The sequence below is a fragment of the Nocardia sp. alder85J genome, from assembly GCF_020176955.2.
In the GTDB taxonomy this organism is placed as follows: Bacteria; Actinomycetota; Actinomycetes; order Mycobacteriales; family Mycobacteriaceae; genus Nocardia.
Genome location: NZ_JAIUCZ020000001.1, coordinates 1,308,409 through 1,326,818, shown reverse-complemented (window position 1 = coordinate 1,326,818; position 18,410 = coordinate 1,308,409). Strand labels below are relative to the sequence as shown.

General features: G+C 70.0%; 21 protein-coding genes and 2 pseudogenes. 15 read left to right on the top strand and 8 right to left on the bottom strand.

The genetic code is table 11. The features are described from left to right. Positions 1-261 precede the first annotated feature (261 nt). Positions 262-960, top strand: coding sequence for a response regulator transcription factor (locus tag LBW94_RS06260; protein WP_225060827.1), 699 nt, complete (start codon positions 262-264; stop codon positions 958-960). Between the two features lie 96 nt (positions 961-1,056). Then, a pseudogene (locus LBW94_RS06255) lies at positions 1,057-1,152 on the top strand (undecaprenyl-diphosphatase); the annotation flags it as partial. A gap of 16 nt (positions 1,153-1,168) precedes the next feature. On the opposite strand, the pseudogene LBW94_RS06250 reads toward LBW94_RS06255, so the two are convergent. Next, positions 1,169-1,465 (bottom strand): annotated as a pseudogene (locus LBW94_RS06250) (SDR family oxidoreductase); the annotation flags it as partial. Positions 1,466-2,028: 563 nt separating this feature from the next. On the opposite strand from LBW94_RS06250, the gene LBW94_RS06245 reads away from it, so the two are divergent. From LBW94_RS06245 to LBW94_RS06220, 6 genes are all read left to right on the top strand, one after another. Continuing rightward, complete coding sequence (locus LBW94_RS06245) at positions 2,029-3,567, top strand: nitric oxide reductase activation protein NorD (protein WP_225060828.1); 1,539 nt, start codon at positions 2,029-2,031, stop codon at positions 3,565-3,567. Positions 3,568-3,589: 22 nt separating this feature from the next. After that, complete coding sequence (locus LBW94_RS06240; protein ID WP_225060829.1) at positions 3,590-4,387, top strand: CbbQ/NirQ/NorQ/GpvN family protein; 798 nt, start codon at positions 3,590-3,592, stop codon at positions 4,385-4,387. 19 nt (positions 4,388-4,406) lie between these two features. After that, complete coding sequence (locus tag LBW94_RS06235) at positions 4,407-4,535, top strand: hypothetical protein (protein ID WP_255634933.1); 129 nt, start codon at positions 4,407-4,409, stop codon at positions 4,533-4,535. 56 nt (positions 4,536-4,591) lie between these two features. Beyond that, positions 4,592-5,197 carry a hypothetical protein gene (locus tag LBW94_RS06230; protein WP_225060897.1) on the top strand — a complete coding sequence of 202 codons (606 nt, stop codon included), beginning with the start codon at positions 4,592-4,594 and terminating at the stop codon, positions 5,195-5,197. A gap of 93 nt (positions 5,198-5,290) precedes the next feature. Continuing rightward, positions 5,291-5,638, top strand: coding sequence for a hypothetical protein (locus LBW94_RS06225; RefSeq protein ID WP_255634947.1), 348 nt, complete (start codon positions 5,291-5,293; stop codon positions 5,636-5,638). A 97-nt stretch (positions 5,639-5,735) separates the two neighbouring features. Next, a complete protein-coding gene (locus LBW94_RS06220; RefSeq protein WP_225060898.1) occupies positions 5,736-6,335 on the top strand; it encodes a TetR/AcrR family transcriptional regulator in 600 nt (199 codons plus the stop codon). Between the two features lie 5 nt (positions 6,336-6,340). On the opposite strand, the gene LBW94_RS06215 is transcribed toward LBW94_RS06220, so the two are convergent. Then, on the bottom strand, positions 6,341-7,132 hold the full coding sequence (locus LBW94_RS06215) for a class I SAM-dependent methyltransferase (protein WP_225060831.1): 792 nt from the start codon (positions 7,130-7,132) through the stop codon (positions 6,341-6,343). A gap of 250 nt (positions 7,133-7,382) precedes the next feature. Continuing rightward, a complete protein-coding gene (locus LBW94_RS06210; protein ID WP_225060832.1) occupies positions 7,383-8,198 on the bottom strand; it encodes a TetR/AcrR family transcriptional regulator in 816 nt (271 codons plus the stop codon). A gap of 298 nt (positions 8,199-8,496) precedes the next feature. Between LBW94_RS06210 and LBW94_RS06205 the strand changes: the two genes are divergently transcribed. From LBW94_RS06205 to LBW94_RS06180, 6 genes are all read left to right on the top strand, one after another. Further along, positions 8,497-8,913 carry a CoA transferase gene (locus LBW94_RS06205; protein ID WP_225060833.1) on the top strand — a complete coding sequence of 139 codons (417 nt, stop codon included), beginning with the start codon at positions 8,497-8,499 and terminating at the stop codon, positions 8,911-8,913. After that, the gene (locus LBW94_RS06200) at positions 8,913-9,380 is read left to right on the top strand and encodes an SDR family oxidoreductase (RefSeq protein ID WP_323137793.1); all 468 of its coding nucleotides are present in this window, start codon (positions 8,913-8,915) and stop codon (positions 9,378-9,380) included. The genes LBW94_RS06205 and LBW94_RS06200 overlap by 1 nt, the downstream gene beginning before the upstream one ends. 24 nt (positions 9,381-9,404) lie before the next feature. Further along, positions 9,405-9,857, top strand: a complete 453-nt coding sequence (locus LBW94_RS06195; RefSeq protein ID WP_225060834.1) for a pyridoxamine 5'-phosphate oxidase family protein — start codon at positions 9,405-9,407, stop codon at positions 9,855-9,857. A 19-nt stretch (positions 9,858-9,876) separates the two neighbouring features. After that, positions 9,877-10,920 (top strand): aldo/keto reductase, encoded by a 1,044-nt coding sequence (locus LBW94_RS06190; RefSeq protein WP_225060835.1) that lies wholly within the window; start codon positions 9,877-9,879, stop codon positions 10,918-10,920. Positions 10,921-11,000: 80 nt separating this feature from the next. Further along, positions 11,001-11,267, top strand: coding sequence for a hypothetical protein (locus tag LBW94_RS06185; RefSeq protein ID WP_225060836.1), 267 nt, complete (start codon positions 11,001-11,003; stop codon positions 11,265-11,267). A gap of 139 nt (positions 11,268-11,406) precedes the next feature. Next, positions 11,407-12,486, top strand: a complete 1,080-nt coding sequence (locus LBW94_RS06180) for an alpha/beta hydrolase (protein ID WP_225060837.1) — start codon at positions 11,407-11,409, stop codon at positions 12,484-12,486. 134 nt (positions 12,487-12,620) lie between these two features. On the opposite strand, the gene LBW94_RS06175 is transcribed toward LBW94_RS06180, so the two are convergent. Genes LBW94_RS06175 through LBW94_RS06165 form a run of 3 tightly spaced genes read right to left on the bottom strand, consistent with a single transcriptional unit; the run spans position 12,621 to position 15,025 of the window. Beyond that, complete coding sequence (locus LBW94_RS06175) at positions 12,621-13,394, bottom strand: SDR family NAD(P)-dependent oxidoreductase (RefSeq protein ID WP_225060838.1); 774 nt, start codon at positions 13,392-13,394, stop codon at positions 12,621-12,623. 52 nt (positions 13,395-13,446) lie between these two features. Beyond that, positions 13,447-13,947, bottom strand: coding sequence for a nuclear transport factor 2 family protein (locus tag LBW94_RS06170; protein ID WP_225060839.1), 501 nt, complete (start codon positions 13,945-13,947; stop codon positions 13,447-13,449). Between the two features lie 22 nt (positions 13,948-13,969). After that, on the bottom strand, positions 13,970-15,025 hold the full coding sequence (locus tag LBW94_RS06165) for a zinc-binding dehydrogenase (protein ID WP_225060840.1): 1,056 nt from the start codon (positions 15,023-15,025) through the stop codon (positions 13,970-13,972). A gap of 167 nt (positions 15,026-15,192) precedes the next feature. On the opposite strand from LBW94_RS06165, the gene LBW94_RS06160 reads away from it, so the two are divergent. Next, entirely contained in the window at positions 15,193-15,783 is a 591-nt protein-coding gene (locus LBW94_RS06160) for a TetR/AcrR family transcriptional regulator (RefSeq protein ID WP_255634934.1), read from the top strand. 16 nt (positions 15,784-15,799) lie between these two features. Here the strand turns inward: LBW94_RS06160 and LBW94_RS06155 are convergent, their stop codons facing one another. Both LBW94_RS06155 and LBW94_RS06150 read right to left on the bottom strand, forming a co-directional pair. Then, a complete protein-coding gene (locus tag LBW94_RS06155; protein WP_225060841.1) occupies positions 15,800-17,083 on the bottom strand; it encodes a GAF domain-containing protein in 1,284 nt (427 codons plus the stop codon). Positions 17,084-17,172: 89 nt separating this feature from the next. Next, positions 17,173-18,381 (bottom strand): RNA polymerase sigma factor, encoded by a 1,209-nt coding sequence (locus LBW94_RS06150; RefSeq protein ID WP_225060842.1) that lies wholly within the window; start codon positions 18,379-18,381, stop codon positions 17,173-17,175. Positions 18,382-18,410: the final 29 nt, after the last annotated feature.

The window sequence follows — 18,410 nt, the reverse complement described above, 5'->3', positions numbered from 1 at the left end:
AGCGTCGTCACAGCGAGAACTCGTCAGCGTCCGGGCGCCGTGCGGGCCCACAGTCCCGACCCGGCGACCGAAACCCGCACTCTCACAGCCTTTATCACCGCCCTCGGTCGAGATGCGTTCCGGCCGAACACCTCCGGCGGCCGCTCCCGTCCTCGGCAACGGGTGAACCGCGGCGCGGCCGGAGATTTCTCGTGCGCGGCGCCGCCACGGCCCGGGGTCCGCCCGGACGGGCCCGGCGGCGCCGTCTGGCATGCTGGGGCCGTGCGGGTGCTGGTGGTGGAGGACGAGGTGCGCTTGGCGCAGACGCTCCGGCGCGGGCTGGAGCTGGAGGGTTTCGTGGTCCAGACCGCCCGTGACGGCGCCGAGGGGCTGTGGCTGGCGCGGGAGAATCCGTTCGACGTCATCGTGCTGGACATCATGCTGCCGCAGCTCAGCGGCTACGAGGTGGTGCGGCGGCTGCGCGCCCGGGACGTGAGCACCCCGGTGCTCGTGCTGACGGCCAAGGACGGCGACTACGACCTGGCCGACGCGCTGGAACTGGGCGCCGACGACTACCTCACCAAACCGTTCTCGTTCGTGGTCCTGATCGCCCGGCTGCACGCCTTGCTGCGCCGCCGGGCGACTCCCCAGCAACCGGCCCTGCTGCGTGCGGACGATCTGGTGCTGGATCAGGCGCAGCGCACCGTCCACCGCGGCGGCGATCTGCTCACGCTGACCCCGCGGGAATTCGGTCTGCTCCGATTCTTCCTGCGGCACAAGGGAATCGCGGTCACCAAGACCGAGATCCTGCAGAACGTGTGGGACGCGCACTACGACGGACCGGAGAACGTGGTCGAGGTCTACGTGGGATATCTGCGCAAGAAGATCGATGCACCGTACGGGCGCAACAGCATCGAGACCCTGCGCGGTGTCGGCTACCGGATGGTCGACCCCGGACCGGTGGCCGCCGAGCAGCTCTGACCCCGGTCGCGGCACGATCTCAGCGTGCTCTCAGCGACAGCTTGCCAGGCTGGCCCAGCGACCCGGCAATCACTCGTCGACAGGGACGGTATGGTTCTCACGTACAGGTTCGAAACCAGAACCCTCACCCCGTTCGCCGTCTACTGCCTGATCGCCGGGGCGGTCAGCACGGCGTACTTCACGCTGCGCTGATGCAGCCGGGGGCCGGTCAGTACTGGGTGAGGCCCTGGTCGACGGGGATCTGTGCGGCGGTGACGTAGCGCGATTCGTCGGAGGCCAGCCAGCAGACGGCGTCCGCGACATCCTCCGGTTCGGAGACCCAGCCGGACAGGAAGGGGGTGTTCATGTTCGCCAGTCGCGGGAAGGTGTCCAGTGCGCGGCTGATGGCGGCCGCCATGTCGGTGGTGCCCATCGGGGTGTTGACCGGTCCGGGGTGCACGCTGTTGACCCGGATGTCGTGTCTGCCGAGTTCGGCGGCCAGGGCGCGGGCCATGCCGGTGACGGCGAGCCGGTCGGTCATGGCGATCTCCTGTCGGGTGGATCGGTTGTTCGGTGTTGGCCCTGCTCGCTCCGAGTGTCGCTGACCAGAGACTACTGTATCTACGGCATCGGCATTCAGGATGTATCTGAATATGTTGTACTGCAACAGATATGCTTGATTTCCTGATTTCTTGACACCAATCCTATTGACTCGAGTCAGTAAAATGCTCTACAACTAGCAGACGAGACGACGACCTCCCCGACCGCAGGGCTTCGCTTGCGGACGCGAAAGGGTAAGGCGCGCATGCTCATCTGTGCATACAGCCGTTCGAACGACCGCATCGCCATCGCGGAAGTGATTGCGCCCGAAAGTGTTCGCGCGACCCGTGACCGGGCCGGTGCACACACTGCGGCGGCCGGCGAGGTTCGTCACCGCACATCACCGAGGAGGTTCGGCCATGTCATGGCTCTGGGAAGGCGTTCGCTATCTCGCCGCGTACGGCGGCACCGCGCTGATCATCGCGTTCTGGTACTGGATGTTCAGCAGGCTGGGCACATTCTGAGCGCGGCCGGCGGCGGTGTCCGGCCGTGACCGCGCCGGCCTCCGCGGCGGCGACCGCCCTCGAACGCAGTTGCGGGATCACCGCGGTGGCGTTCGGGGAGACCCGGCGGGCGGGCGCGCGGCTGGTGACCGGCGCGCGGCGGCGCTTCGGACTCGACGCCACGCTGACCGTGGTCCACGTTCCCTATCCGATTGCCCCGGACTGGACTCGCCGGACCGTGACATGCGCTGTGGCGCTGCAATGTTCACCGTCGAAGGAGCGCATCGCCGGATATCGGCTCGGCGAGCTGCCGGCTCGGGAGCTGCGGGCGCTGGTCTATGTCGAGGCCGGGGTGGCGCTGGGCTGGATCGCGTCGCGCTGGCCCGGCCTGCTTAGCGAATTCCGCAGGGCGCTACCCGAATTGGAACCCGAGGCCGAGGACATGGCCGCCGCCACGATGTTCGATCGCGCGATCGCCCTGGCCGGCAGCGACCGGCCGCTGGATCCGCCTCCGCTGCTCGGCGCGCTGCCGCTGTCCGCCGCCGGGCCGGGCGGGGCGCTGGAGCGACTGCGGCGCACCCGCGGCCGCCTGCCGTGGACCAGCGGATCGCGGCGGCGGCGGCCGCGGCCGCGGCCCTGGTCGGTGCCGGTGGGCGGGGACGGCGGTGCGCCCAACCGGAATCCACCGCCGCCGAGCCGCCCGGACGACAACGATCCCGACCTCACCCCCGAGCATCGGCCGGGCATCCCCTACCCGGAATGGAACATGTGGACACAGAGTTTCCGGCGCGATCACGTCGCCGTCGTGGAACGCGCGGACGCCGCGCGGATTCCCGAACAGACCTCGGCCGCAAGCGATCTGCGCCACTGGTTCGAGCAGCACACCCACCGTGCGATGACCGGACGGCTGGAGGACGGCGCGGACCTCGACGTCGATCGCTACGTCGGCCACTACATCGATGCGCTGACCGGCGCGGCGGCCCAGCCGCGGGTGTTCCGGGATCTGGCGCGCGCCGACCGGGACGTCACCACCGCCGTACTCCTGGACGGCAGCTCGTCGCTGGGGATGCGCGGCGGGGAGGCCTTCCGGCTGGAACTGGCCTGCGCGGACGCCTTGTCCAGCGCCATGACCCGAGCCCGGGAACGGCACGGCGTCTTCGTGTTCACCGGCAACACCCGGCACCGGGTGGAGGTCCGCTGCCTGAAGAACTTCACCGACCGGCGTTTCGTCCCGCCCAGCGCACAGGGACTGGTCACCGGCGGATACACCCGGCTGGGCGCACCGCTGCGGCACCTGACCGCGCGGTTGCTGGCGCAGCCGGCGCAACGGCGGCTGCTGCTGGTCATCGGGGACGGACTGCTCTCGGACGAGGGATACGAGGGGCGCTACGCCTGGGCCGACGCGGCGCACGCCGTCGAGGAGGCGGACCGGGCGGGTGTCCGCATCTACTACCTCGGCGTCGGCCCGGTCCGCGTCGACCCGCTGCCGGAGGTGTTCGGCCCCCGTCGCTCCCGGCGCATCCGGCGCGTGGACGAGCTGCCGCGGGTGCTCGCCCGGGTCCACCGCGAACTGACCGCACCGTGACCACCATCGGGACAGGACGACGATGACCGGCACCTACCGATCCAGCGGCAACGAACAGGCGCTGTTCGAGCACGCGTTCCGCAGTGGCGTCCCGGTGATGCTGACCGGGCCCACCGGGTGCGGGAAGACGCGGTTCGTCGAGCACATGGCCGAACTGCTGCACCGGCCCCTGGTCACGGTCAGTTGCCACGACGATCTGACCGCGTCCGATCTCGTCGGCCGCTTCCTGGTGACCGGTGGCGACGTCGTCTGGACCGACGGTCCGCTGACCAGGGCCGTGAAGTCCGGCGCGATCTGCTATCTCGACGAGGTGGCCGAGGCCCGGCAGGACTCGCTGGCCGTCCTGCACTCGCTGACCGACCACCGGCGCACGCTGTATCTGGACCGGGCCGCGGAAACCGTCACCGCCCCGTGCACATTCATGCTGGTGGGCTCCTACAACCCGGCCTACCGCAGCTCGTTCAAGGAGCTCAAACCCTCGTTCCGGCAACGCTTCGTCACCATCGCGATGGACTATCTGCCAGCGGATGCGGAAGCGGCGACGATCGTCGCGGAGACCTCGGTCGCGCTGCCGGTCGCGCAGCGACTCGTGCGCTGCGCCAACGCAGTTCGATCCGCCGATCGGGCCTTCCACTTCGAGCCGCCCTCGACCCGGGTACTGGTGACCGCAGCCCGGCTGATCGCCTCCGGCGCAACGGAATCCGACGCCGCCGAGGCCTGCATCCTCGCTCCGACGAGTACCGACGCGGCGATCATCGACGGGTTGCGCGAAATCGCCGCCGCCACACTGCAACCCGCCGACACCACGACAACGTCCTGAGTACGGGAAAGGAATCGGCATGGATCGACAGGAACAGGGCAGGAAGCGGGCGCTGATCGTCCTGCAGATCGTCATCTACGGCTTCCTGCTGACGATGTTCGGCATTCAGCTCTACATGTCCTTCGCCCGAGGGTGGTGGGACCTGTGACCCTCGAGGTACACGAGGACGATTCCCGCCGCGCGCAACGCACGGCCGACAAGTGGATGATCACCGGCGCGGCCCTGATGGGGATGTGGGCGCCGGGCATCATCGGACTGCCGATCTTCCTGCGCGGCGTGGTATTACAACGCCGCGCCCTGCGCGCCGGACTGTCGGTGCGGCCGATGATCGTCACCCTGCTCGGCTATCTGGTGCTCATCGACGGCTGTCTCAACAGCCTGGGCTGGGCCATGGACATGGTCGCCAACCACACCCTGCTCAGCCGGGTGCTGCTGGTCGGCTGGGGCGATATGTTCGACGGCGGCTACTTCTGGCACTACAACGAGATGTGGGTCGGCGGCGCCTCCGGGCCGGGCGAGAAATCCTATGTGTACGGCCTGATCCTGACCGTGTTCTCGATGCGGGTCGCCGCCGCGATCGGCTTCCTCCAGATGAAGCGCTGGGGCCAGCAGTGGATGATCGTCACCTGCTGGATGGGCATCGTGATCTGGTGCGCCTACGTGTTCAACATGACCATGTACGCCGATGTCCGCTTCCGCGGCACCATCTTCCCGGTCGTGGGCTGGTGGCTCTACGACATCTTCTATATCAGCCCCTTCCTGGCGATCCCGTACCTGCACACGGTGAACCGCGAGATCTTCACCGACTGAACGCATCGGAGCACTGCCGTGACCACCTCACCTGCCGCGAAAGACGCTGTGGCCCAGGATCTCCCGGCCGGGACCACCCCCTACTACGCGAACATGCACACATGGATCCAGCGCGTGACCCTGATCTGCCTGGTCGCCCTGGTCGTCGAAGGCGCGTTCACGCTGCCGTTCATGGCCGTCTACTACGGCTACCCGACCCTGAGCCTCACCCAGATCTGTAGTGAACTGCGCAAGATCCAATACTCCGACGACACCCAGGAATGCCAGGTTCCCTACCCGATCCTCGGACCGCCGGAGGGCGCGCGGGCCAAGGACAAGGCCCAGGACCGGTGGGGTGTCCAGCCCACGCCCGGCTACCATCGGCTGGGCTTCCGGGAACTGGTTCGCATCCACGACCAGCGCGCGGCCCGCGACGCCGCCGCGCACGCGACACCGAAATAGCCCCGCCGTCCCGCGGTACCCAGCGATTGCCCCGAGGTGTCTGCGCGATACTGTGCGGAGGACCGGCTGGGGTCCGCACGGAGAGGGGATGGCGGCGATGGTGACGGACGGGCCGTCGGTGCGCGAGGTCAAGCGCATGCAGACCCGCGAACGCCTGCTCGGCGCCGCGATGGCCGAGTTCAAGCGGGCCGGGATGGCTGAGGCGGACGTGAGCGCCATCGTCACCGCCGCGGGCGTCGCCCACGGCACCTTCTACTTCCACTTCCCCACCAAGGAACATGTGCTGCTCGAACTGGAGAACCGCGAGGAGGATCGGATCGCGGCCCAGCTGAACCGCTTCGCCGATCAGCACCGCGATCTCGCGGCGATCCTCGCGGAGACGGTCCGGCGGGTGCTCGGACTCGAGCGGCGCCTCGGCCAGGCCCTGTTCCGGGATCTGCTGGCGCTGCACTTCTCCCAGACCCGGCCACCGGTCGACGACAGCGAGAACCACGCCGTCATCGTCCTGATCGCCCGCGAGATCGGCGCGGCGCAGGACCGCGGCGAGGTCGGCGCACAGGTGCAGCCGATGAACAGCGCGGTCTTCTTCCTCCTCGGGCTGTACGCCCTGCTGACCACGATGAACGACTGGGCGAACCGGGACGGCGTGCTCGCCGACTTCCTGGCGCGGACGCTGGACAGCGTCCGCTCCCGCTGAGCCGCTCAGACCCGGGCGAGGATTTCGCCGTGCACCAACGAGATCCACCCGTCCTCGGCGTCCGTCCACCGACGCCAGGCGCGGCTGATGCGCTCGAGGTCGGCGGTGGTGGCGAGGCCGGAGTCGACCAACTGCCGCGACAGCGCCGATTCGAGGATCCGGTCCGCCCACATGCCGCCCCACCCCTCGCGCTCGTCGGGAGTCGCATAACACCAGGTCGACGACGTCGCGACGATATCGGTCAGCCCGGCGGCCCGGGCCCAGGACAGCAGCCGGCGCCCGGCGTCGGGCTCGCCGCCGTTGGCGCGCGCGGCGGTGCGGTACAGCCGCAGCCACTCGTCGAGTTCGGGTAGTCGCGGCCACCAGACGAATCCCGCGTAATCGGCGTCGCGCGCCGCGACCAGCCCGCCCGGCCGCGCGACGCGCGCCATTTCCCGCAGTGCCGCAACGGGATCCGCGACATGCTGGAGCACCTGGTGCGCGTGCACGACATCGAACGACGCGTCGGCGAACGTCAGGGCGTGGACATCCTGGACGCTGAACTCGATACCGGTCACCCCGCGTTCGGCGGCGAGCTCGCGCGACAGCGCGAGCTCCGCCTCACCGATCTCGGTGGCCGTCACCCGGGCCACCCGCGCCGCCAGGTCCACGGTGATGGTCCCGGGGCCGGCCCCGACATCGAGCAGCGAGAGATCCGGACCCAGCTGGGGCAGCAGGTACGCGGCCGAGTTGGCGGCCGTGCGCTGCCGATGCGAACGCAGCACCGACTCATGATGACCGTGGGTGTACTTGCTCATCGGGGCTCTCCTCTCCGTGCCGTCGATTCTGCCCGCCCGCCCGAGCGGGGTCCACATTCGAAGATGACAGTCTCGAATATTGGGATGCTGCCCTCGCGGCAGTGCCCGGTACTCGCGGTGGTCGCGAGGAGCCGGCTACTCCCGGGGAGGATCTTTGCGGTGGCGGATTCCGCAGTCCGAATCTGGAGAATGTGCTGGTCAGCGCTTTTCGAGGGGGGTGCCGTGCGGGGCGTGGGGAGCGGGAGCGTTGCTACGGTTCGTCCGTGGTCACGGCGCTGCGTTCTGGTGATGCTCGCCTATCGGTCCGGGCCGGTCGCGACCGGCGGTCCTGACGGTCCAGCCGGGCCGCCACGCCGTCGAGGAAGATCTGCACGCCGTGCGTGAAGACCTCGTCCGCGGGCGCGGCGACGTAGTCGGCGCCGGCGGTGCGGATGGCGGTGAAGCGGTCGGCGGGCAGGTCGTGTACGAGTTCGGCGAATCCGGCGGACCGGGTGGCGCCGCGCGCGCCGCGTCCCACGGCGCTGCGCTGGATGTCGGCGCCGCCGGCGACGAGCTGGATCATCGCGGTGGTGGTGTACGCGGCCTGTGCCGGATCCAGCCCGGCCGCGAGGAACAGTTCCAGTGCGGCGTCGATCAGGCGCAGGGTGTTCGGCCCGTATCCGGCGGTGTTGCGGGCCGCGGACGCGGGCAGCGGCTGCGAGAGCATGACGCGGCGCATCTCGTGCATCAGCGCCTCGACGTCGGCGCGCCAGCCGCGATCGGTGCGTTCGATGCGGATATCGCCCATGACGTGATCGGCGATGAGCGCGATCAGCTCCTCGCGGCCGGCGATGTGCCGGTACAGCGAGGCGCTGCGGGTACCCAGCCGATCGGCGACCGCGCGCACGGTGAGCGCCTCCACGCCGCCCTCGCGGAGCAATTCCAGTGCGGCGTCGATGATCCGCGCGGTGGACAGGCCACCCGAGCGCGGGCGGCGGCGATGCTCGGTCGCGGCGCGGTCGGCCCACCAGCGGGCCGAACCCGGTTCGGCCTCCGAAGACGTGCCCAGATCGTCCTGCGAAGACACGTGCGGTTCGATCTCCGGAGACAGGCCCGGCTCCGCCTTTGCGGGCGTGCCCGGGTCTGTCTCGATCTCGCTCCGGGGTGCGAGAGGCGGCGGGTGAGAGTGCATGTCGCTCCGTCCTCCGAGTCCCGGCCTTGACACTGTGCGATCAACGCTCGCATAATACCGAATCGAGTAATGCGATCGGTGATCGCATACCAGTGGGCGACACCGACCGTCGTGATTCGGCGACCGCGCCCGAATTCTCTTTCGGTACCAGGGATTCCGCGGGCAGGCGCCGCGGCCGAGCAGGAGGTCGTCCGTGACCGCGGTGATGCAGGGTGTCAGGATCATCGAGGTCGCCGAGCGCACCTTCGTGCCCGCGGCCTCGGCGTTGCTGTCCGACTGGGGTGCGGACGTGATCAAGATCGAGCACGTGGAACGCGGCGACGCGATGCGCGGCCTGGCGTCGTCGGGCATCGCGGTCGTGCCGGACGACGTGCACGTGCTGTTCGAGCATTCCAATCGCGGCAAGCGCAGCCTCGGCCTGGACCTGACCTCCGAGGCCGGACGCGACATCCTGCACCGGCTGGTCGTGGCCCCGGTGCAGTTCGGCGAACGGCCCGTGACACCGCGGCGCGCGCCGGAATTCAACGAGCACGGTGACGAGGTGCTCGCCGAACTCGGACTCGATCCGGACGCGGTGCTGGATCTCGAGATCCGTGGCGTCGTCACGTAATCGGCGCGAAAGACCGTGCGGCAACTCGAATCACAGGAGAGACGAATGACGTCGTTCGATGCGTTCCGGTTCGACGGCAAGCGAGTGCTGGTCGTCGGCGGGGCCAGGGCAAGGCCGACTACATGTTCTCGAAGCAGGCGGTCTGCGCCTATGTCGCCACCCAGGCATTGACATTGCGGGCCAGGGGAATTCGCATCAACGCGATCTGCCCCGGCGCCACCGACACCCCGCTGGCGCGTGCGAACGCCGAGCGCTGGCTCGGATTCGGCACCGACTACCGGGAAGCGGCCGGGGTCGAGGTGTCGCAGCCGATCGAGCAGGCCGGGCCGCTGCTGTTCCTGTGCAGCGATGCGGCCTCCTCGATCACCGGCACCATCCTCACCGCCGACCACGGGTATTTCACCGCCGGCGTCTCCGGGTCGTTCCCGGCGGCGACGCCCGTCGTCACATTCATGCTCGGCCGGTAAAACTTTGGAAGGGAACAGTTTTCGATGAAAGAACAACGCCGCGGCCGCAAGATCGCGATGAGCCCGGAGGAAGTCGACGCGTTCCTCACCGAGGAGCGCACCTGCCGGGTGGCCACCGCCGGCCCGGACGGGCCGCACCTGACCCCGCTGTGGTTCGTCTGGGACGGCGCCGCGCTGTGGCTGAACTCCGTGGTGAAGAGTCAGCGCTGGACCGATATCGCGCGCGATCCACAGGTCGCCGTGCTGATCGACGGCGGCCACGCGTTCAACGAGCTGCGCGGCGTGGAGATCCGCGGCCGGCTGGAATCGGTGGGCGAGGTACCGCGCACCGGCACACCGGATTCCGCGCTCGCGGAACCGGAGCGGCGGTTCGCCCGCAAGTACACCGGCCGCGACGAGATGCACTACGACGGCCGGCACGCCTGGCTGCGGCTGACGCCGCAGAAGATCACCAGCTGGGATTTCCGGAAGATGTGACCCCGAAGAAAGGCGGACAATGCAATACCGGAAGTTCGGTACCACCGGCGTCACCGTCAGCACCCAGTGCCTCGGCACGATGAACTTCGGGCGGTTGGGACATACCGATGTCGCCGACTGTCTCCGAATCATCGGCCACGCCTTGGACAACGGGATCACCTTCATCGACACCGCCGACGTGTACTCCGGTGGCCAGAGCGAGGAGATCGTCGGACAGGCGGTGCGGTCGCGGCGCGACGAGGTGGTGATCGCGACCAAATGCTTCTACCCGATGGGTTCCGGCGCCAATCAGCGCGGCGGTTCCCGGCGGTGGATCACCCGGGCGGTCGAGGGCAGCCTCCGTCGGCTCGGCACCGACTACATCGACCTCTACCAGGTGCACAAGCTGGACTGGGACACCGATGTGGAGGAAACCCTCGGCGCGCTCAGCGATCTGGTGCGCCAGGGCAAGGTGCTCTACCTGGGTTCGTCCTCGTATCCGGCGGACTGGATCGTGGAGGCCCAGTGGGCGGCCGCCCGGCGGCGCACCGAGCGGTTCGTGTGCGAGCAGTCACAGTACTCGATCTTCGCGCGCTCGGTCGAGCAGGCGGTGCTGCCCGCCTGCGCGCGGCACCGGATGGCGATGATCCCGTGGAGCCCGCTGGCCGGTGGCTGGCTGACCGGGAAGTACCGGCGCGGCGAAAAGGCGCCCGCGGGTTCACGATTCGATCCGGCGAGCCCGTTCATGCGGGGATCGGTCAGCACCGAGGAGGAGCGCACGTCCCCGGCACGCTTCGACGCGGTGGAGGCCCTGCGCGTGATCGCCGACCAGGCGGGTGTCTCGCTGACCGCGCTGGCCCTGGCCTTCGTCGGCAGTCATCCCGCCGTCACCTCGACCATCGTCGGGCCGCGCACCGGACGCCATCTCGACGACGCGCTGGCCGCCGCCGACGTCCGGCTGGACGAGGACACCCTGGACGCGATCGACAAGGTCGTCCCGCCCGGCACCGATCTGCCCGGCATCGACCATTTCGTCCACCATCCCGCACTCGCCGCCGGGGCCCGGCGCCGGCCCCGCGGATAGAAACCGGCCCGGCGGCGCCGCTCCAGACCGCGGTCCCGCAGGTCAGGGGCATTCGCGTCGCCGCTCGCCGGGTTCGGCCGGTGTACTCTCCTCGCTTCACCACGATCGTGCCGCCGGCCGCGACGGTGAGCATCCTGCTCGCCCACCCCGTCGGCGCCGCGATGCCGTCGCACGACGGTGTCGTCGCACCGCCGCTGACCGATGGCGGCGTGCTGCGCGCCCTGCCGGACAGCTGGTCCGGGGTGCTGAAATACCTGCCCGCCAACGCCGGCGCCGCGTGCTCCCGCTACACCCGCTCGCCCGAACTGCTCACCCCGCGGGCGGGATCGTCTTCGCGATGTGGGTAGTCCTGGCGGTGAGTGGTTGCGCGTACGCGGTACGACAGCGCGACGTGTGATCGGCCGCTCCGCACCGCCGGTACCGGCGGCGTGACCGAGGTTCGGATCGAAACACGCTGGGCGGCACAGGCTCAGAGGGAGGTCGGACATGGCTCTGCGGCACGGAGTACGTCGTCGGATCGGCGCGGCGATCGTCGCCGGGATGGCGGTCGCCACCGCGACCGGAACAGCCGGTGCGGACACCGATCCCCCGAACACGGTGGAGGCGGTCTTCCCGCAGGCCCGGCCGGCGTCCGACGGTTCCCGCATCGTCGGGGTCACGCCGGTGGACACCCGCCGGTTCGTCGTCGAGGTCCGATCCGCGGCGATGGACCGGACCGTCCGGCTCCAGGTGATCCGGCCCGCCGACACCGACACTCCCGCGCCGACGTTGTACCTGCTCGACGGCGCCGAGGACGGCGACACCCCGCACGGCGTCAAGACCTGGGAATCCACCACCGATCTGATCCCGTTCACCGCCGACAAACACGTCAACGTGGTGACCGTGATCGACGGCGCCTACACCTATTACACCGACTGGCTGCGCGATGACCCGATCCTCGGCCGCAACCGGTGGCAGACCTTCCTCACCGAGGAACTACCGCCGGTGCTGGACACCGCCTTCGGCGCGACGGGCCGCAACGCGATCGCCGGGCTGTCGATGTCGGCGACCTCCGTGCTGCAACTGGCGGAATCCGCGCCGGGCCTGTACCGCGGCGTCGGTTCGTTCAGCGGCTGCAACGATCTCGATGATCAGGTCTGCGCGGCGGCGGTGCAGGCCGTGCTCGCGCTGGGCCACGGCGATCCGGCGAACATGTGGGGTCCCGTCGGCGGCCCGGAGTGGACCGCCCACGATCCCGCGGCACCGGAGAATCTGGAGAAGCTGCGCGGGGTCGATGTCGTCTTCGCCGCCGGCAACGGCACTCCCGGAAAACACGACACCGCTGTGGCCGCCGGTGACCCGCTACGGCTGGGCCGCGAGCTCATCCTCGGCGGCGGCCCGGAGGAGGCGCTCATCGCGCAATCCAATCATCGTGTACAGCAACGGATGTCGGATCTGCGCATCCCGGCGACCTTCACCTTCACCGCGGCGGGCACCCACTCGTGGCCGTACTGGCAGGACGACCTGCACGCGGCCTGGCCGAGATTCGCTGCCGCGCTGGATATTCCGGTATCCGGATCGCGCTGACGCCGCCGGTAGGTCCGAGATGGTCAGCGACGGAGCGAATTCCACCACCACGTCGATGCCGCACCGTCGGCCAGATCGGTGAGCTGCCCGATCTGGCCGACGGTGCGGCGCTGGTCGGCGCGTCGTCTCGGCCGTCAGTGCCGGGGCGTACTCATGGCGAGGACGGCACTGCGCCGGTCCAGCGAGCCGAACGGCGATCCGCCGGTGGGGTTGTCGCTGCCGTGGATCCAGGTGGGGCCGTCGGCGAGATGGTCGAGGGCCTGCTCGGCGACATCGCGGGGATCGGCCAGGGGCCGGTCGCCGGGATCCATCGTGCGGTGCAGCGAAGGTGTGTCGGTGGCGCCGAGGACCAGGGACAGCACGTCCACGCCATGGTCCCGCCATTCGGCCCACAACCCTTCGCCGAGAACGAGATCGAACGCCTTGGTGGCGCCGTAGGAGGACAGCGTGCGGCCACCGGCCCAGGCCGCGCCGGAGGTGACCAGCACCACCGCGCCCCGGCCGCGGGTGACCATCGGCCCGCCGAAGCGGTAGGCGGCCTCCAGCACGCTGACACAATTGCGCTGGACCAGGGCGCGGTGATCGTCGAGAGTCCGGTCCAGGAATTCGGCGCTGCGGGTGTCACTGCCGGCGTTGTAGACGAACACCCCGATCTCGAGGTCCGCGGTGGCCTGCGCCAGAGCGGCGATCGCGGTGTCGGCGGCGAGGTCCAGGGCGACCGTGCGCACCTGCACGGGGTGCTTCGCGGTGACGGCCGCGGCGCACTCGTCGAGGACCGCGGTGCGGCGGGCGACGAGTACGAGGTTCATGCCGCGTGCGGCCAGGCCGTCCGCGAAGGCGGCGCCGACGCCGTCGGAACCACCGGCGATCACGGCCCAGGAACCGTAGCGGCGGGAGAAATCGGTCACGATACTGTCCTTTCGACTGAGCGGCCGGGCCGCTCGACGGCAGCGAGCCGGGTCAGCGGGCCGGGGGCGGGGCCAGCATCTCGCGATGGGCGGCGGTGCCGTCCAGGGCGGCGTTGATGCGCTCGGCCACTCGCCAGCCGTCCGGGGTGCGGACCCAGGTCCAGGTGTTGGCCGAGACACGGGCGACCCAGAACCGGTCCGCGGCGGCATCCCAGCGGATGTTCAGGGCGTAGCTGCGCCCGGTCGCCCGGTCGCCGTCGATCTCGATGTGCGGCACGGTCAGTACGTGCGCGCAGCCGTTGTGGATCAGGCTCTGGTGCCCGGCGCCGTGCACCATGGCCGCGATGTCCGCATGCCCGTTCATGGTCAGTTGCGGAACGGCGGCGAAAAGGCCGTCCTCGGTCCACAATTCGGCGGCGGCCTCCCCCGAGCCGCTGTCCACCGCGGGCCCGTAACCGGCGACCAGCTGGCCGATCTCCCTGTGGTCCTCCAGTATTCGCACGCGCTCGGTCAGTGCCGCCACCGCCGCGCGCAGCTCTTCGATCTCACTCATGGGTGCTCCTCGGTGAATTGCCTCAGGGGACGACGACGATGCGGGCCGGGCCTGCGGCGTCGCGGGCGGCGTCCAGGGCCGCGGGTACCTCGTCGAGCCCGACCGTGCGGCCGAGCATCGGGGTGACGTCCAGCCGTCCGGAGCAGACCGCCTCGAACGCGTCGTCCCAGTGCGCCGGCAGCGGGCCACCGCCGAACTGGATGTTGAGGCCCTTGCGTTTCGCCGTCAACGTATTGAGATGTTCCCCGCTGGGTGGCCCGCCGACGGAGTAGATCCGGGTACCGCGCTGACATCCGGTGATGATCGAATCCAGCACCCCGGGCACCCCCACACATTCGAACACCACGCACCCGGGCCCGCCCCCGGCGGCCACCAGCGCCGAAACCGATTGCGCGGCACCGGATGCGACATCGCGCCAGGCGTGGAAGGGGGCGACCTCGGCGGGGTCGACGAGAATGTGCGCACCCATCGCCCGCGCGGTCTCCCGCCGCGACGCCACGAAATCCACCGCCACGATCGGCCCCACGCCGAGCGCGGCCAGATGCGCGATCACCGACAAACCGATCGCGCCGCAGCCGATGACCAGCGGCACCTCCGCCGCGGTCACCTGTGCGCGGGCGGCGGCGGACCAGCCGACGGAGATCGCGTCGGCGACACACACGACCGCGCTGGGCAACTCCGACACCACCGGCCGCGCGAGGGCCTCGTCCAGCAGCAGAAATTCGCCGAAACCGCCCGGGGCGTCCGGATTCTGCCCGATGATCCTGCGCCCGTGGGCAGTTCGCAGGATCGGCAGCGAGCCGACCCGGGTCCCGAGCGGGATCCGCCGTTCGGTATCGGGACCGTAGTCGATAACTGCCGCGCAGTATTCGTGGCCCATCACGATGTCGACGTCCTGATCGTAGGTCGACATGCCACTGTCGTCCTCGGCGCCGGCTTCGGGATGGTCCATGAAATGCAGGTCCGACGCGCAGATCCCGCACGCCAGCGACCGCACCAGCAACTGCCCCGGACCCGGCACCGGATCCTCGATCACCCGCGTCTCGACCCGGCCGCCACGCAACACCGCCGCACGCATCGTCGGCTCCTTCCCACGGGACGCGCTGTCCCGCCGGCCACGACCATAACCACACGCCGACCCGATACGGAAGTGAGTCTCCTATAACTTATAGGAGGATGACGGCCGTAATATACGTACTGAACTGGTTATTGTTGTAATTTCACGAGCAAGTTACGGTAGGGCCCATGCCGTATATGCAACAGGTCGGCCGCCCCCGCGACTCCACCATCGACGACCGGGCCCTCGCGGCGGCGCGCACACTGCTGGTCGAGCGCGGATTCGAGGCGACCACCATGGCCGCGATCGCCGAACGCGCCGGTGTGCACGCCTCGGCGCTGTACCGCCGCTGGCCCTCACGCATCGAGGTGATCGAGGACGCCGCCTTCCCGGCCGCCGCGCCGGTCGAGCTCACCCCCACCGGCGATCTGCGCCGCGATCTGCGCCGATTCATCCGCGTCTACATCGCCGTATTCGGCGAACCCGCCGCCCGGGTCGCGGCCGCCGGCCTGCTCGCCCACCACCGCACCTCCGACAAACCCGGCGCCCCCGCCGTCTACCTGCGCGTCTCCTCCCGCCCCCAGTTCCGCGCCCTCATCGCCGCCGCCCCACCGGGCAGCGTCGACCCCACCGTCGACCCCGACGACGTCTTCGACATGCTGCTGGGCGCGATCTGGACCCGCGTGGTCCTGTTCACCGTCACCACCCGGCAGCGCCCGATAGAACGCACCGTCGACATGGTGCTCCGCATGCTCAGACCCGTCCCGCCGCATTCCTGACGGATGTCCGGTGCGGTCAGCGGTTGAGATAGGCAGCCAGGCCGCCGAGTTCCGAGCCGGCGATGAACACCGAGCGCACGTTGAACAGGGCCTCCTCGACATGGGCCGGGCAACCCCACGCCGAATCCCCCCACGAATCCGCGATCTTGATCTCGGCCGGTTCGGTACACCCGGCGGGGCCGCCCAGCTGACAGTGCTCGGGGTGCGGCGCCGCGGCCTGTGCGGCCGCGGCGGTGCGCATGCGGGCGGCGAGTTCCGCGGCGGCCGCGGCCCGCTGCTCGGCCTCCGCGCGCAGGGCATGTTCGGCGCGCAACGCCTCGGCCAGTTCGGCGCGGGCCGTCTCGGCCCGTGCCTCGGCGGCGGCCTTGTCCGCTTCGATGTGGTGGCGTTCGATGGCCAGGGCCGCGGTGTCGGCGAAGACCCGAGCGAGCGCGAGATCGCTGTCGTGCGGGACGCGCGGAGTGCGGTGATACATCGCGAAGGTCCCCAGCAGGCTCCCGTCGCGGGCCAGGATCGGCGTCGACCAGCCCGCGCCCAGCCCCGCCCGCTCGGCCAGCTCCCGGAAGTCGTCCCAGAACGGATCGGTGCCGATATCGGTGACGATGACCGGTTCCCGCCGATGTGCGGCGGTACCGCACGAACCGACCCCTTCCCCGGTGGCGATCCCGTCGATGGCCTGGTTGTAGAACTCGGGCAGGCTCGGCGCGGCGCCGTGCCGCAGATGCCGCCCGTCGAGGTCGGCGAGCAGCACGGAGACCAGCACCTGCTGCGGTACCAGCCGTTCGATACAGCGCGCCATCCCGTCCAGCACCTCCGCCAGCGGCGCCTGACGAGCGATCTGCTGCAACAGGGCCCGCTGTTCGGCCAGCAGCCGCTGCGCATACCGGACCTGAGTGGTCTCCAGCCCGATCAGCCGCACCCCGGTGACCGTCCCGTCGATGTCCCGGCGCGGTTCGTAGCTGAAGTCGAAGAGGGCCTGCGCCCCGCTGCCCAGCACGACCGGCACATCACGACCGGTGGACGGCACACCGGTGGACCGGACCCGGTCCAGCACCGTGACCATGTCCCGACCGGCCGGCCCGGGCAGCAATTCGACCGGCGTCGAGCCGATCCGAGCGTCGCCTTCCCCTACTGCGGCGAAGAATGCCGCATTCGCCGTCTCCAGCCGATGCGCGGGCCCCGTGAACGACGCGTACACCGCGAGGGCCTGCCCGAACAACGCGCGCAGATCCGCCTCCGCCGCGGCGTCGGCCACGGCCGGATCCGCACCGGCAGGTTGTTGCCCCGATATCGCCGTCATGTCACGCCTCGCCTCTTCGTGGAACGATCACCCGGACTCGACGGGACACCACCTGGTCGAAACGCTACCGGGTCGGCCGGCCGGCCTGCTCAGTCGGCACCGCCATGGTTCTCCGGCCCCCCGGTCGATCGGATACGGCCGAGGAGGAATTCCTGTTCGGCGGCGTTGGCGCTGAGGTCGAGCGCGGCGCGGTAGGCCGCGACGGCCTCGGTGTCACGGCCGAGACGGTGCAGGAGATCGGCCTTGCTCGCATGGAGGTATCGGTAACCGGCCAGGCGGCCGTCCTGTTCGAGCTGCTCGATCCGGGCCAGGGCGGCCTCGGGACCGTCGGTCATCGACAGGGCGATCGCGCGGTTGAGGGCGACGACCGGCGAGGGCCAGATCCGGAAGAGTTCGTCGTAGAGGACGAGGATCTGCGGCCAGTCCGTATCGGCATAGCCGGGAGCCAGGGCAAGCACGGCGGCGATGGCGGCCTGAAGGGTGAAGCGGCCGGGCGGGCCGGCGGTGAGGCCGGCGACCAGGAGCCGGTCGGCCTCGCCGATCATGTCGTGGTCCCACCGGGAGCGGTCCTGGTCCGCCAGGCGCAGCAGTCGGCCTTCTGGACTCGTGCGGGTGGCGCGGCGCGCGTGGTGAACCAGTAGCAGTGCCAGCAAGCCGCCGGTTTCTCCGCTGTCCGGCAGCAGGTGGTGCAGCATCCGGGCCAGATCGAGCGCACGGCCGGTGAGATCCTCGCGCACGAGGTTCTCGCCGGAGTAGGCGGTGTGCCCGGACGAGTAGAGCAGGTGGATGGTGGTGAGCACCCCGTCCACGCGGTCGGGCAGCTCGGCCGGCGACGGCACGACGTAGGGAATGCGCGCGACCGCGATCTTCTTCTTGGCGCGGGTGAGACGGGCGGCCATCGTGGTGGGCGTGACCAGGAATGCCCGGGCGATGTCGGGTGTCGACATTCCGCACACCAGCCGCAGGGTGAGGGCGACCTGCGCCTCCAGCGCGAGCGCGGGGTGACAGCAGGTGAAGATCAGTCGCAGCCGGTCGTCATCGATGACGTCGGCCGCCGGATCGGCCTCGGGCGAGCCGCTGTCGGCGAGGTCCGCGAGCAGGGGCAGTGCGGTGTGCAGCGTCCGCCCGCGGCGAAGGGTGTTGAGCGCGGCGCGGCGGGCGACGGTGGTCAGCCATGCCCCCGGCCGCTCGGGCACCCCGTCGTCACCCCAGGTCCGCAACGCCTGGACATAGGCGTCCTGGACGGCCTCTTCGGCGGCGTCCAGGTCATGGGTCACCCGCACCGTCGCGGCGAGCACGAATGCCCATTCGCGACGGTGCGCTGCGG